Origin of the sequence: Terribacillus sp. AE2B 122 (assembly GCF_902497585.1) — a bacterium.
Lineage (GTDB): Bacteria > Bacillota > Bacilli > Bacillales > Amphibacillaceae > Terribacillus > Terribacillus saccharophilus_A.
This window is the reverse complement of sequence record NZ_LR700950.1, coordinates 12,516-28,232: the sequence shown is the minus strand read 5'-3', so window position 1 is coordinate 28,232 and position 15,717 is coordinate 12,516. Positions and strand designations below refer to the sequence as shown.

The following is a 15,717-nucleotide window of genomic DNA, read 5'->3' as shown; positions in this document are numbered from 1 at the left end:
GGGATTCGAACCCGTGATACCGCCGTGAAAGGGCGGTGTCTTAACCGCTTGACCAACGGGCCAGGATGTCTGTTTTTCATCGTTGCGTTTTTCGTAACTCGAAACTGACAAGAGTTATTATATACAGGAATGCAAGGCTTTGTAAACCCACTTTCATAATTTCTTTTAATTCAGATAATTAACTCGCAGACAGCCCCCTCTTCTACTTGGTAAAAGCACTGTTATATCAACGTTTACAGCTATTTAATAACCTCTGTTTTCCTTGCAAATTTTCCTCTCAAAACAGGAATATAAACATGAACGCAAAAAATTATGAGCGTTATTTTATCTGATAGAAAAAATACTTGTTATGCTTTTCCTATGAAATAAACAAGAAAAGGGGCATTCGACATGACAGAGACATTCGATGTAACGAATCCAGCCACCGGAGAATTAATCGAAAAAGTAGCAATTGATTCAGAAGAAGCAATAAACGATAAAATAGAAAAAATCCATCAAGCCTTCCATTCCTGGTCCAGAACTTCTGCAACCGAGCGCAGTAAGCTTCTCCGTGCTTGGCATGATAAGATGATTGAAAACAAAGCAGAACTTGCTGCCTTAATGACAGCGGAAAACGGCAAGCCGCTTAAAGAATCAGAAGGCGAAGTATTATATGCTGCCGGCTATATCGAATGGTTTGCAGAAGAAGCAAAACGTGTATACGGCCGTACTATCCCTGCTTCCACCACCGATAAGCGTATGTTGGTAACTCGTGAAGCTGTCGGTCCAGTAGCAGCGATCACGCCTTGGAACTTTCCAGCTGCAATGATTACAAGAAAGGCAGCTCCCGCACTAGCTGCAGGCTGTACATTCATTATCAAACCAGCACCAGATACACCACTGACAGCCATTCGTCTGGTCGAACTGGCGCATGAAGTCGGAATTCCAGAGGACGTCATTCAATATGTAAACGCTGATGGTGAAACAGTTGGTAAGATTTTCACTGAGCACCCTCATATTAGAAAAATTTCCTTTACCGGCTCTACCCCTGTCGGAAAGCTGCTCATGAAACAGAGCGCTGATAGTGTGAAGCATGTCTCCATGGAGCTTGGCGGACATGCTCCGCTTATTGTCGATGAATACGCAGATATCGACCGCGCTGTGAAGCATGCTCTAGCATCAAAATTCCGGAACGCGGGACAAACATGTGTCTGTGCCAACAGATTGCTCGTCCATGAATCCATTAAAGATGAATTTACAGCAGCATTCACGAAAGCAGTATCCGAAATGAAGGTTGGTCCAGGTACGGAAGAAGGCGTAGCAATCGGTCCTGTCATCAATAAGAAAGGCTTTGATAAAATCGTAGCTCAAATTGATGATGCAAAGTCCAAAGGTGCTAAAGTTCTCGCTGGCGGCACATATAATGCGGATGCCGATAAAGGCTACTTCTTCGTCAACCCAACTGTTCTTGATCAAGTAACGGATGACATGGACATCATGCATGAAGAAACATTTGGACCAGTCGCTCCGATTACAACTTATACTGAAATCGATGAGGCAATCCGTTTAGCCAATGACACGCCATTTGGCTTAGCAGCTTACTTCTTCACAGAAAACTATCGCCGCGGTCTGTATATTGCCGAAAATCTGAAATATGGTATTGTCGGCTGGAACGACGGCGGTCCATCTGCCGTACAAGCTCCATTTGGCGGTATGAAGGAAAGCGGCGTCGGCCGCGAAGGCGGAATCGAAGGAATTGAGCCTTACCTGGAAACAAAATATATCTCGATCGGCATATAAGAGAAGGACCCGTCACTGACGGGTCCTTTCTTCTTTACTTACAAATACCTTTCAGCTACAGTTGCCGCAGGTGTATATCGATGAAGTTCCAGCACAATAGGATACGGATAAGTCCTATGATACTCTTATGCTAGGCGATGTTACTTTATAAAAAATCTTTATATTTAGGAGTTGAACAGATGGAGAATATCGATTTTCTAAACGTGATATTACGTAATGGTGCATCACAATCAGAGGCCTTTGCTTTTTATGACCAGCTAGATATTGTTGAACCGGAAGAAATGATAGGGATGTGGAAAGGCGATGAAATCGTAACTGGGCATCCATTGGAGGGACTTTTAACAGCATCAGGTTGGTATGGAAAAGAATTTATCGATGAAGAACACGTCCATCCTTTAGTTTTCAAAAAAAATAATGAGGTTCTCTATACAATTAGTCCAAATCTTCTTCCTTTAAATCTTCTTATGCAACGTTTGCAACACATACCCAAGAAAATCCTCTCATCATCTATGACAATACTGCGACCTATCTTAAAAACAAATAAGAGTGCAGCAAGATTACGAAAAGTAAATCACAGAGGGAAAGTTACTTCAGCAATGATCTACGATAATAAAGGCATAATAGATGTGTTTAGAAAAATTGACGAAAACACTCTTTTAGGAATTATGGACATTAAAGAACAATTCCCAGATGAATCCTTTTTCTTTATATTAAGAAAAGTATAAGCGTAGTAAATCTATTTCTAAAAGTATTGCTATCGCCAGTCCATCATTCCATATACTTTCTTGAAGCAATTCTCCATTTTTCGTCCGGAAGCAGAAAAAGTAATGTCGTATTCAGGTAATTCCTTTTCAAATCTATCGGATCCCCTTACGTTGCGGATAAGATAATTAAAAATTAACCATAAAAAGATGGGACTTCTCCGATAATCCGGAGAAGCCCCATCTTTCATTTTTTTAAACTGGTTTTTGTCCCAGCCTCTTCTTCGTTATTCTACAAATACCTTTCCAGCCGCAGTTGCTTCAGCTGTATTCCCGAATGCATCTGTTGCTTTCACAACAACATCTGCTCCATCAAGCTTCGCAGATGACGTTGCTGTCCAGTAACCTACATACAGACCATCTTCTGTTTCCCGCATCGGCAGCTCTGTTGCTTGGGATGTTGTCCGGAAATTCGTCAGCGGTGCTTTCAAGTAGAAGGTTGCATCCTCTAAACCAGGTTCTGATTCAAAGGAGATCACAACCGTTTCTCCAGGCTGCACTTCTGCATCCTGATCCGGTTTTACATTCTCCAGCTCAGGAGCCGTGTAGTCGGCTTCCAACTCAATAACCTGTTTTGCTTTATTTCCTGCTTGGTCTGTTGCGACTACTTTAATCTCATTCACACCTTCATCCAATAGAATACGCTTGGAGAACGTTCCATCTTCTTTCACATCTGTTTTGGCCCCGTTGATTGTCAGCTTGTTCAGATAATCATCAGATGCTGTTCCTGTAACAGTCACCGTCTCCTTATTTGTCTTGCTGCCATCTTCCGGTGCTGTAATCGTTAATACCGGCTTCGCTTTATCCCGAATGACTGTCACAGCTTCAGATGGTTCTGTGCTGCCGTTTTCCAGCTTCGTCACAGCCGTCAGACTGTTTTCTCCTTCTGTCAGCTCTACATCCGCTGCAAAAGAACCTTCATCTGATGCTTCAACAGATGCAACAACCTCACCGTTGTTACTGATTTCTACTGTCCCACCAGCTGCAGCTGTTCCTTCCACAGTCACACTGTCTTCTTTCGTGACTGTGTCTGGAGCAGGCGAAGTGATGACTGGTGCCTGTGCCTCATAGTCAACAAGTGCACGAATCATATAGTTGCCGTCTTCTTCAGGAACAGGACTCCATTCTCCCCCTACATTCTGCCAGCTGCGTCCGGAGAATTCTCCGTCTTCATCCGTTGCCAATGCAGGTGTATTCGGATTCGGATCTGTTTGGACATAAAGAATATAGAAATCAGAATCTACTACAACACCTTCTCCCGCCAAATCAACCTGAGTCCATTCTCCATTCCGGAGTGCTTCCCCAGTGATTGGTCCGGCGAGCTTCTTACCTGGTGCGCCGTTTTCACCGGAATCGTCGTAGATTTCGACTGCAAAGTTCGTGCCGCCAGGAGTCGGGAAACTTTCATCCCAGAAACGGAATAAGCCGCCTGTCACTTGTGCAGAAGATTGGCCTTCCGCCAGCGTGAATTTCACTGCCCAGCCATTTCCGGCATCGTAGAAGGCATGTGCATTCTCACCAGTCCCATCGTCATAGCCGATTTCTCCAGCGAATCCGATAAATGGCTCAAGCTCGGCATTTTGTTCTGTCGATTCATCCGCATTCACTGTTACTTCGAATTCTGTTCCTTTAAAGGATGGTGCCGTGACTTTAAGCGTGTACGTCCCTTCATAAGCAGTCAGCGTATACGCCCCGCTCTCATCGGTTTGTACAGGCTGGATGGCTGCATCCTCGACTACATATACGTTAGCGCCAGCTATCGGTTCACCTGTTTGCGCATTCGTTACAGTGCCCGAAACTGTTCCTTCCGCAATAGGATTCAGCGTGAAATTCTGTGTAACGGCAGATCCCTCTGTCACGGTAACTGGTGCTGTGCTGGAGTGGAATCCGTAAGCGGAAGCCTCCAATGTTATATCACCTGCTGCCTGCAATAAACGGTAACTACCGTCTGCTGGGTCTGTCTGTACGCTCCGGCCTGTTTCCTGTACTGTCACTGTTGCATCAACCGGCAATGCAGTTGGGCTGATGTCAGATGGATCTGCTTGTCCATCCGGCAGTGTTGGACCTTGTACGTTTTGGATCGGTGTTGGAGCAAGCTTCTTCGCATTTACCTTCTTCTTGCTCTTTGCACTATCCTTCGACTGCTTGGCGTCCTCCTTCACCTTCTTTGTACCTTTCATAATGGAGGCAGAAGTGTTAGAAGAATCCGAAATAGCTACATCATCGATATACCAGCCTTGTTTACTGATGCTGCCGTCCGTCTCCAGATGGAAACCTACGTAAACAGTTTGTCCGGCATAATCACCCAAATCGATTTGTTCAGCAGACCAAGCACTATTCGCGCCATTGTACGTACCTACCTGCTCCCAGTTCTCCTTGTCCGTCGATACGACCACATTGCCATAATCATAACGGCTTTCCAAGTCGAACCATGTCTGGAACTGCAAATACGCTTCTCCATTCTCTGGTACTGCTACCGGCGGCGCTAGCAAAGTTGCATCGGCATTGTTTGGATAAGCACCTGTGCCGTATACATTTTCACCAGAAGCTGCTGCTTCAGGACCCGCCGCTGGAGCACCCCATTCCCAAGAGTTCTGATCGCCAAATGACGTCCAGCCTGATGGCTCCTCTTCGAAGTCCTGGCTATAACCAACTGTCAATGGAGCAATAAGCTCCACGTTGTACACATCCGTCTCTGTTGTATTGCCGCCAAAGTCTGTCACGACAAATTTATATGCTAGTGTATCACCTGTTGTCGCTTCAGCTGGCAGCACTGCTTGATACGTACCGCTTGCTGCATTTCCTTCCACAAGCGCCGCCTCAACAGATTGCCATTCTCCCTCATCTTTTTTGTACTGAAGTGTTACTGTGTCTGCGCTTATGTTATCCGTCACTTCTGCTGTGAGCGGAGTAGCAACACCTTGATACACTTCTGACACTGCTTCATGTGTAATCACAGCAGGTTCTTCGTCCTCGCCATCCTGATAGACGTTACCATTGATTTCGCCGACACCAGTTGCGATCGTGGATACTGCTAAATAAGCATTCACAATACCATGACCGAACCCTTCATTGATTTCATCCGGATAATCGCTGCTCGTTTGACGATCAGCCGTATCATACAATATCGTCTCGATCTCATCGACTGTCAGTGAGCTATCTGCCTGCAGAAGCAAGGCGATAACACCGCTTATATGTGGTGCGGCCATCGATGTGCCACTGAATGCTGCACTGTAATCACTGCCGCTTACCGCAGAATAGACGTTCACTCCAGGAGCCGCAATATCTGGCTTAATTTCTCCATCATATGGAGAAGGACCGCGAGATGAGAAGCTGGCCAATCCATCTTGGTTATCCGTTGCTGCTACAGAAATCGACTCTGGATAGTTGGAAGGTGCTGATACTGTCGCGTCTCCATCTCCGTCATTACCAGCAGAGAACACTGGTACGATACCGGCATTCCGCCAAGTTTGGACAACTTCACGGTACCATTCATCTAGGCCCGGTCCGCCGCCCCAAGAGTTATTGACGATGTCCGGCGCCTGCTCTGGATGAGGGTTGCCTTCTTCATCCTTTGGTGCAAGCATCCATTCTGCCGCATCAAGCAGGATAGCATCCGTTGTTTGGCCCTGTCCGGTATCAGGATGGAAAGCTTTTACCGCAATCCATTTTGCACCTGGTGCAACCCCAATATCCTGAGAGCCATCAGGTTCAGCACCGACAGCTGTACCGATTGTATGTGTACCGTGATCTAAGTCATCATACGGTACTGCTTCCCCGCCGACTGCATCATACCAATTGAATTCATGGGAAACATTATCTGGATCAGTTGGATTATAGCCGCGGTATTTTTCAAGTAACGCAGGATGGTCATACTGCACACCAGTATCCAATCCGCCGATGACGACACCAGTCCCATCCAAGCCGGTTTCCTGCCATACCGCAGGTGCTCCAACCCTTTCTACACCCCATGCTTCTACTTCCTCAGCCAAAGCAGCGACTTTCTTTTCTTCTGCCTTTGCTGGCTCGAGAATTTTACGCTCTCTGTTAGGTAGGACTTTCTCTACTTCCTCAGAAGCAGCAATCTCCTCCATTACCTCTTTGGAGCTGGTGACCTTCAATGCATTGACGATATAGTAAGAGTCATACTCCTTAACAACGCCCTTGTCCTTTGCCTGCTTCAAGTAGTCAAGCAAATTCGCTTGAGTTGCATCTGCCGTTACCCGCAAATCGCTGACAACAGCAGAGTTTTGGATACGCTTCTCTTCCTTAGCAGACAAACTCGCAGACTGCTTCTTCGCCTTTTCGACAGCAATCTCTGCAGCCTTCTTCGTATCCGCTTGTTCCTTTAACTTAACTAGATACGTCACCTGCTCATCGGCTTTGAACTGCGACGTAACATCTTTGTCCACTTTCGCTGCTACACCCTCACTCGCTTTTACAGAAGTTCGCTCAGAAGACTGTGCTCGTGAAGCTGTAGGAGAAAGCAATGACAAGAGAAAAACACCGACCGCCAGAATACTGAGCCATTTTGCCATACGTTTCTGCATCTTCTCATTCTCCTTTTTCCTGATATGGTCCTGCCCGCTAACCTTATCCACCTCCGCCCATCAAAATGACAGATTATGTAATATCGCTCAGATGTTATAGATAGATTACGAGATTATGTCGGTTACGGGAAGAGCATCGGGAGAAATGAGGAGCATTTGCATAGGTAGAGGCTTTTCCTGCGGGATAATAGTAATAATTTTCTGTCAATTTTACGATTAATCATTGATTAAACGAGCAATCAAAACGTTATACTCAGGTCAAAAGATTTAAAACTAGCTCATGCAATTCACATTCATGTAGCTTTTTTATACCGAAGCTGTGAAACTAAGCACCTTTAATCACATCTGTTAGAGCTTTTCCCCTTAACTGAGCACATGGACTTGCATAATATGGGAAATATATACATAGAAATATCCATTTTGTTGTTTTTTGTACTCGACCAGCTATGGTCTCTATTAAAAGGACTTTTCACCCTCCTATTCATAGCTTCCACAAGACTTATGACATATAAAAAAAGAATCCGGTAAATACCGGATTCTTTTCTATATGAATTTACTTATCTGGTCGACAAAATTACGTATGATTTCCACCGTCGACCAGATTCCGATAACAGCTATAATTACTAGGATTCCTGTCTCCCACCATCTATTTTTGTAACTATCCACCATATATTTCCGTCTGCTTGTCATTAATACCAATCCAACGACAATCGGCGGCAGGATCAAAGCTGTGATGACACTCGTGCCGAATACATTCAGCAGCACCAAGTCCGGCGCTCCAGGAATCGATATAAGAATAGGAAGCAGTAGGAATAGGCCAATGGATAGGTAGCGGAACTTGGGATCTTCATCTGTTTTCTTATACTTCTTTTTTGCAGATAAATGAAAGCCATTAAGCATCAGCATCGTAAAGCCCCGAGCTTGAGCTGGAAAACTTGTGAAAGCAGCTAGGAACAGGCAGATCCAAAGCATCGTCGGACCAGCTGGACCAACAGCCAATTCCATCATAAGCGCTAAATCATTTTCATTGCTGACTGGTATACCAGTTCCATAGAATACCTCCGCTGCCACTACCCAGAAAAGCACATTGATCACCAAGAGCGGCAGCATTCCCGTCATTAAGTCCAATTGCTGTATCTTCCGGTATTTCGGTTTGTCCCAGCCTTTATCCTCCATGAAATAAGGATACAGCAGATTTACAGCTGATCCGCCAATCGCTCCTATAGTAGCAACTGCTATGAATATAGCATTGAATGGTCCTTGATTTGGCGGCATATCAAATGTTAGTCCCTTCAGGAAACCGATGATATCGAACGAACCGATTCGGAAGAGGGCAAAAACGAACGATGCAATGATTGCCACAGAAGCAAAACGAGCCAGCATTTCCAATACCTTATATTGATTTGGATTGATCAATAATAGAAACGTAAGCCCGACAACTACCAAACTGAAGAGGAATACACCCCATGTCTCACCACCAAATCCCCCAAACAGATTATAAAGAGCAACAGCACATGCTCGAAGGAAACTCATCTGAATGACTATGCCAAGGAATAAAATTGCAACACCAAGCAACAAAGGAAACCCACGCCACACTCGCTGAAACCCTTGCAGAATAGAGGTATCTCCATGACGGTTCTGCAATTTATACTTCGCTACTGCTGAAACCATGAAATAACGAGCTGCCAGCGCGACGACCAATGTCCATAGAAGTGCATACCCATAGTTCGCACCCGAAACTGTAGAACTGACCAAATCTCCAGTACCAAGGAAAGTCATCGCCAGTACAAGTCCAGGTCCTATACTCCGCATGTATTCCATAAACGTTTTAGGTAATGCAGATGGTGCTTCGTTCTTCTCCCTGACAGGTGCTTCCCCATTATTCAAATGCTTCAAGCTCTTACTCATTGACTTAACCCCCTATCTTGATAACGCTTACATAAAATGACAAGCTATTAATCATCTAAGGTGCATCGTAATATGTGCTTGTTCTGAAACCACACCACCATACAAGACATTCAAAAGAAACGTAGACTCCCCATCATCACTAATTCCTTTTTCGTAAATGGATGCTTTGTGTCAGGAAGTAGCGGAAGATACATGTATATAGTCAATAGCCCTTCATACATCTCGAAGCACGACGTATAGAACACCGTACTCCAAATTGCTTATCTGGAAAAGAGCCTAGGCTAGGATTACCATGGTGAATCTCTTTGCCCGTTTGGTAGCTTCCTAGCCTATCTTTCCAGTTTCGAAAATTCCTATCGTTTTTCATTCACATCTGATCTGAATATCCATGGCCCACTAGCTTGACTTCCCCTATTCATCAAGCAGCAAATTATTTCGGTGCTAAATCTGCGGCCGCTTTCAAAGCTGCGAGCATGCTTCGTTCATCCGCAATATTCTTTCCAGCAATATCAAATGCTGTTCCATGATCGACTGAGGTTCTCACCAGTCCGCCTTTTAGACCAACTGTTATGTTAACCCCTTCCTCTAACCCTAGTACTTTAATGGGAACATGTCCTTGATCATGATAACAGGCAACTACGATATCAAAGTCTCCTCTGACCGCGCGGAAGAATAGAGTATCTGCCGGGTGCGGGCCGCTAACATCGATTCCTTCCTGCTGCGCTTTCGCAATGGCAGGTGTCAGCTTATCCTCTTCTTCCCCATTTCCAAACAAACCGTTTTCCCCCGCATGCGGGTTGATACCGCACACTGCAATACGCGGATTATCGTACCCTGCTTTTGTCAGCGTCTCATACGCCAATTTTATAACGGTGTATGTCCGCTCTGGGTTAATAGCGGATATTGCATCCAACAAACCAATATGTGTTGTTAAATGAATAACGCGAAGCTTGGGCGAGGAAAGCATCATAGAATAGTCCTTGGTTCCGGTCAGTTCTGCAAGAATTTCGGTATGGCCAGGATATCTATGCCCGCCCAAATGAAGTGCTTCTTTATTTAAAGGAGCAGTACATATAGCTGCTAACTGCCCTTCCTTGCCAAGCTCAATTGCCTTACTTAAATAATGAAATGCTGCATTTCCGGCTTCTTTGGAGACAACGCCCTGTTCCAGATCTTCCGGAAGCAGCCGCAGATCCATCACATCGATTACGCCATGCTCAAATCGGCATGCTTCAACAGTTTCGACGGTATGAAATTCCAGATCTGAACCAACGACTTCTGCCGCTCTCCTTAACATGCTGAGATCTCCGATTACAAAGGGATTTCCTTGCTCATAAACCTCTTTGTGCTGCAATGCTTTCACGATAATCTCCGGGCCGATTCCAGCGGCGTCACCCATACTAATTCCGATAATTGGCTTCAACTTTATCTACTCCTTTAAGCAATTCCAATGCGTTCCCCATAACTTCCTGTGACCCAAAACTTCCAGCTTTCGTGACAGCGATTATCTCTGTTCCATTAAGCTGCCCAATTGGAACTCCAGCCTCAACTTGGCCCAAGATATGAAAAGAATCTGCTCGGAGTGCTTCCATAACACGAATAGCTGTATCCCCGCCAGTAAGGAATAGTCTCGAGATTTTCATCCCATTAACCATTGCCGCAGCCACTGCTCCTAAGTTATGTGCAATCTTATTGCTATTTTGAATAGCTTCTTCCTCATTGGATGCGCCCGGCTTCTCGGAAGAAGAAAACAGCACAATATGTTTTCCTGCCGCATGTGCATTTTGCGCCTCTTCCATTACTATCTTCCACTCACTTGTATCCTCAAAATTGTCTTGGAGCAGCATAATCGGATCGACTTCCAAAAAGTGAACGCTATGATCCGATTCCATTAACCAATTTAGCTGCTTGCGTCCAACTGGACTTACACTGCCTACTACCAATAACACAGTTTCCTCCACAAATTCGAGAGATGGAGAAATCACCTTTTGCTCCAAGCCATGTGCAGTTGGAAGATATTCCATCAATCCTGCTGACCCCGCATAGATGACATTCAATTTGGTAGCTACAGCAGCTTCACTAAGCAAACGCAAATCGTCATCACCCTCTGAATCAGCTGTAATAATCTTAGCTCCCGCTGAAACAGCTGTTAACAGCTGTTCGACTCTCTTTTTATAGCCAGATCTAATCTGTTCTACAGTTAGATGGTGGATTTGATGCTTGCTTTGAGAAGAAACCAACTGCTTGATATCTGAATGTTTTACTGGTGTTTTTGGATCCTTGGCAGCTTCCGTTTCCGCCAGAGGGATACCATGCAGATAATGAATGCCATCTTTCACTACCCTTCCTTGTGACGGAAGGCCAGGAGCCAAAAGGATAACATCCGGCTTCAATACATCATATAGGGCATCCAGCTCCTGCCCTACATTCCCTCTCATCGTGGAATCAATTTTTTTATATATAATGTCCGGCGCTGTCAATGCAACCCCTTCAGCAGCTTCAGCAAGCTTGCTGTAAGCTGCTGATGCCGGAAGTGATCGACTGTCCGTATTGATTACGACCGCTTGGTTGCTGTCTATCTCTTTAATCTTCCCATCCAAAAGAACATCTACCTCTACAGCATATGGAAGCAGCATTGCTCCACAATCACTTGCACCTGTCAGGTCGTCCGCAATAATCGCTATCTTTTTCATCGCTCTTACCGCTCTCAGACTAACAGCTTGCGATAAATAGACTTTACATCTTCTTTATCCAACGTTTTTGGATTATTATCTATCAATCGCTTCACTTCTAGAGCAGCAACTGCCATTGATTCAATGCTCTCTTCTTCCACGCCATATTCCCTTAAATCCTGAGGTATTTCCAAAACAGTTGTCAGTTCCTTAATTTTATCAACTACTGCCTGAGCTGCTTCTTCACTGGATAGATTCTTTGTATCAATACCCATAGGTCCAGCTACAGATGCTAAACGATCTACCATAGCATCCATATTGAACTGCGTCACATGCGGAAGTAGCATCGAGTTTGCCACACCATGCGCAATTTTGTATTTGCCTCCTAATGGATAGGCCATTGCATGAACTGCCGCCGTACCTGCTGCTGTTAATGCCATACCGCCATACATGGAGCCAATAAGCATTTTCTCTCTAGCATCCAAATCAGCACCATTCTGGTAGGCAGTAACAATATTAGCTGTAATCAACCGAATAGATTCCAGCGCAAACATATCACTTATCGGATTAGCCTTATTGGAAATATAAGATTCCAGCGCATGTGTGAATGCATCCATCCCAGTTGCAGCTGTGATTGGTTTTGGCAGTCCAGTTGTCAATGTTGGATCAATCAATACAAGATTCGGAAGCAAATATCTGCTTACAACACCGATCTTCAGCTCCTGTTCAGGCAATGTGACAATTGCATTCGGCGTCACTTCCGCTCCAGTTCCTGAAGTAGTTGGAATTAAAATAATTGGTAACCCTGCCTTTTCCACAAGGTCAGTTCCCAGTAGGTTCTCCAAGGCAGTATCATTTGTTTTTAAAACAGATAGCAGTTTTGTTGTATCTAGAATACTTCCTCCGCCAAGCCCGATTAGTACATCATAATCCTTTACGCCGACAGTTTCAGAAAAGACTCTTTCTATATTTTCAAGTGTAGGTTCTGGTTCTACATCAGTTGTCAGATCCACAGTTATACCCACAGCTTCTAATGCCTTCTCTACCTTTTCCGCGGCACCTGCCGCAACCAAAGCCGGCTGTGTGATTAATAACGCATGCTTAATTGGCAGATTTAGCAATGTTAAATGTTCACTAATGTTATCTACTACTTCACGACCTGCAACGATATGTTCTGCTGTTTGGAATTTATAAATAGTCAATTCGCTCTCCCCTTTTTGTTAACGAGTGTGTAGGTTGTATCCTTGCATCATGTTCTCGATCTTTTGCAGTACTTCTCCTTTTGCTTCGGTGACTGGAAGTCGTGGCGGTCCTGCCGGAATTCCGGCTAACTCTACTGCCTTTTTTAGGGAGCTTGGAATAGCCCCAAGTACAAATGTCTCCCGTAAAGACTGCAAACTGGACTGCGCTTCTTCTGCTTGCTGTTCATCTTTATTCTGGAACCCTTCATAAATAGCTAACACTTTATCCGGGAGAACATTCGCAGTAGCCGCAACAGCTCCTTGTCCTCCAGCACGCAATGTTTGAAGGATTAGCGAATCTGTTCCAGCAAACACTGCAAATTCTTCATTTTTAGTAGCTTCTATATAAGCTTGGATGTTATCGAAGTTTCCGCTGCTGTCTTTGATACCAAGAATGTTCGGATGCTTTGCAAGTCTGGCAACCGTCTCTGCCTCTATCGACATCCCTGTTTTGGATGGGATATTGTACAGCATGACAGGGATAGTAACTGCACTGGCAATCGTTTCGTAGTGAACTGCAAGATCCGTTTGGTCAGGAGCCACAAAGTATGGTGTGATAATGGAAAGCGCATCAGCTCCCAATGCTTCCATATCTCGGGATAGTTCTATTACTTCCTTTGTGGAATTACCTCCTGTTCCAACCATTACCGGTACTCTTCCATTAGCTGTTTGGATGATCTCCTTGGCAACCGCAAGCTTTTCATCTCGGTCCAGCATATGAAATTCGCCATTTGTACCTAAGGCAAACAATCCATGAACGCCAGCTTCTATAAGATAATTCGTTAATTTCTGTATAGCATCTTCGTTAATACGTTGATTCTCTGTAAAAGGTGTAACCATTGCTGGCCAAATTCCTGTCAGATTCATTTTCTTCCCCTCCATTGTACGCGCTTTCATAAATCATACTTCAATCTGTTTCAAAAATCAACTAAATATAATAATTTACTTTCTATTTAAAAAAACAAGCGTTATATTGTTTCATAATGAAACGAAATAACTTTATTAAAGGCTATAATGGATTAGAAAAGGTTTTTAGATTCTCCATGAATGTGGTAACGTACAAGTAAGGCGTTTAATTACACTTGAGGTGAAAGAAATGAAGATTACAGCCATTGCTCCTTATGCTGGCTTAGGAGAATTAATTCAAGACGTTGCCAACCAAAAAGAACTTGGCAACATTGACATAGTGCAAGGTGATTTACAGCAAGGGGTAAAAATTGCAATAGAAGCTGAGAAGCAAGGTACTGATATCATCATTAGCCGAGGCGGTACTGCTGAACGGATAAAACAACATGTTACAATCCCGGTCATAAATATAGAGGTGTCCGGTTTTGACCTGCTTCGCATTATCACTCTGATCAAAGATACAGATAACAGAGTCGCCTTTGTCGGGTTCCCAGCTATAGCAAATGCTGTATCGAGTGTCAGTCAGCTGATCGATGTGAATCTTGATATTTATGCCATAGATGATGAGCATCATATTGAAAATCAGCTGCGATTATTGAAAGAAGAGAATTATACCTTTGTTATCGGAGATGTAATCACAGTACAATTAGCAGAAAAAATAGGCATGCACGGCCTTTTATTGACTTCTGGAAAAGAAAGTGTCTTAAGTGCCTTTCGCCAGGCAGAAGAAACATACCGTACAGTGGAGAAAATAAAACAAGAGAGAGATACGTATGCAAAAATCCTCCAAGATTTGAATCAGCATACGATCATAGCAGATAAGTATTTGCAGCTTCGCTCACTCTCAACTCCGCCCATACCGCTTCCATCGTCTTTCATAAGAAGAATAGCTGCGGCTGTTTTTCAATTTGAACAAATTTTAGTTGAAGTGGTATACAAAAACAGATTCTACCGATTAAATGCGCATCAATTGGGCTCTCAGCAAGTTGTCATTGAATTACTGGAACAGGAGGCACCGTCTAAATCGCTGCCGTCCATCTCTTTAGTGGCCGATCCCAATGCCTCTGTTTATTTAAGCTCCAACCATGAAGAAGTACAGCTGGCCATTGAACAGGCTGAAGCATTACGTGAACAACTTACTCCTCTTGTCATCATTGGTGAAAATGGCACAGGAAAAGAAAGCTTGGCTAGATATATTCATACTAGCGATACTGCTGCTTTTCTCCGGATAGACGGAGCAGCATTCCCAATCGCATTACTTCCCTATCTGGCAATAGTGCTGGAGGATGGCGGTACACTTTATATAGTGAATGCCGATAAAATAGAGGAAACAACAAAGGAATGGGTAGAAAAGCAGCTAAAAGTGAAGATTCCATTTCGTATTATCCTTGCCATGAACAATAAGACATCAGATCGGATTCCAACAAAATTCAAGACGCTCCATCTTCCGCCGCTACGGGAGCGCAAAGAAGATATTCCAAATCTGATTCGCTTATTTATCTCAAGTTTTAATAGTGAATATGGCATGCAAATCGCAGGCATCAGTGAAGATGCGATACAGCTTCTTGAATCAAATCCATTTGAATCAAATATTATCGAGCTAAGCAGAATCATCAACAAAGCTGTACGAAAGGAAGAGACAGCTTATATCCAGGATACTACCATTGCAAATATTATCGACGAACTTCAGGATCAGAGTAAGACAGTAATCGACATTACTGGATCATTAGCCGATATTGAAACGCAAATCATCCAAGCAGTATGGCTGGAAGAAAAGAAGAATAACTCTAAAACAGCAGAAAGATTAGGAATTAACCGCACTACCCTATGGCGTAAATTAAAAGAAATCCAATAAAACAATGAGGCTGGGACATAACTAAATTCCCATTGCTTAAAACCT

The 15,717-nt window shown here is 44.0% G+C and carries 9 protein-coding genes; 3 read left to right on the top strand and 6 right to left on the bottom strand.

Going from position 1 to position 15,717, the window contains the following annotated elements:
- The first annotated feature begins 390 nt into the window (after window positions 1-390).
- Complete coding sequence (locus AE2B122_RS17055; protein WP_175074843.1) at window positions 391-1,779, top strand: NAD-dependent succinate-semialdehyde dehydrogenase; 1,389 nt, start codon at window positions 391-393, stop codon at window positions 1,777-1,779.
- Between the two features lie 179 nt (window positions 1,780-1,958).
- Window positions 1,959-2,504, top strand: coding sequence for a DUF4334 domain-containing protein (locus AE2B122_RS17050; RefSeq protein WP_175074842.1), 546 nt, complete (start codon window positions 1,959-1,961; stop codon window positions 2,502-2,504).
- A 263-nt stretch (window positions 2,505-2,767) separates the two neighbouring features.
- Here AE2B122_RS17050 and AE2B122_RS17045 read toward each other — a convergent pair whose 3' ends face one another.
- The 6 genes from AE2B122_RS17045 to dapA form a co-directional block, all read right to left on the bottom strand.
- Entirely contained in the window at window positions 2,768-7,090 is a 4,323-nt protein-coding gene (locus AE2B122_RS17045; protein WP_175074841.1) for a S8 family serine peptidase, read from the bottom strand.
- 543 nt (window positions 7,091-7,633) lie between these two features.
- Window positions 7,634-8,998 carry an Nramp family divalent metal transporter gene (locus tag AE2B122_RS17040; RefSeq protein WP_175074840.1) on the bottom strand — a complete coding sequence of 455 codons (1,365 nt, stop codon included), beginning with the start codon at window positions 8,996-8,998 and terminating at the stop codon, window positions 7,634-7,636.
- 430 nt (window positions 8,999-9,428) lie between these two features.
- Window positions 9,429-10,421, bottom strand: a complete 993-nt coding sequence (pdxA, locus tag AE2B122_RS17035) for a 4-hydroxythreonine-4-phosphate dehydrogenase PdxA (protein WP_175074839.1) — start codon at window positions 10,419-10,421, stop codon at window positions 9,429-9,431.
- On the bottom strand, window positions 10,399-11,691 hold the full coding sequence (locus tag AE2B122_RS17030; protein WP_175074838.1) for a four-carbon acid sugar kinase family protein: 1,293 nt from the start codon (window positions 11,689-11,691) through the stop codon (window positions 10,399-10,401). The genes pdxA and AE2B122_RS17030 overlap by 23 nt, the downstream gene beginning before the upstream one ends.
- A gap of 14 nt (window positions 11,692-11,705) precedes the next feature.
- Window positions 11,706-12,872: an iron-containing alcohol dehydrogenase gene (locus AE2B122_RS17025; protein ID WP_175074837.1), complete on the bottom strand. Its 1,167-nt coding sequence runs from the start codon at window positions 12,870-12,872 to the stop codon at window positions 11,706-11,708.
- 18 nt (window positions 12,873-12,890) lie between these two features.
- Window positions 12,891-13,778 carry a 4-hydroxy-tetrahydrodipicolinate synthase gene (dapA, locus tag AE2B122_RS17020; RefSeq protein WP_175074836.1) on the bottom strand — a complete coding sequence of 296 codons (888 nt, stop codon included), beginning with the start codon at window positions 13,776-13,778 and terminating at the stop codon, window positions 12,891-12,893.
- A 229-nt stretch (window positions 13,779-14,007) separates the two neighbouring features.
- Here dapA and AE2B122_RS17015 point away from each other — a divergent pair, with 229 nt between their 5' ends.
- Complete coding sequence (locus AE2B122_RS17015) at window positions 14,008-15,672, top strand: sigma-54-dependent transcriptional regulator (protein WP_175074835.1); 1,665 nt, start codon at window positions 14,008-14,010, stop codon at window positions 15,670-15,672.
- The last annotated feature ends 45 nt before the right edge of the window (window positions 15,673-15,717 follow it).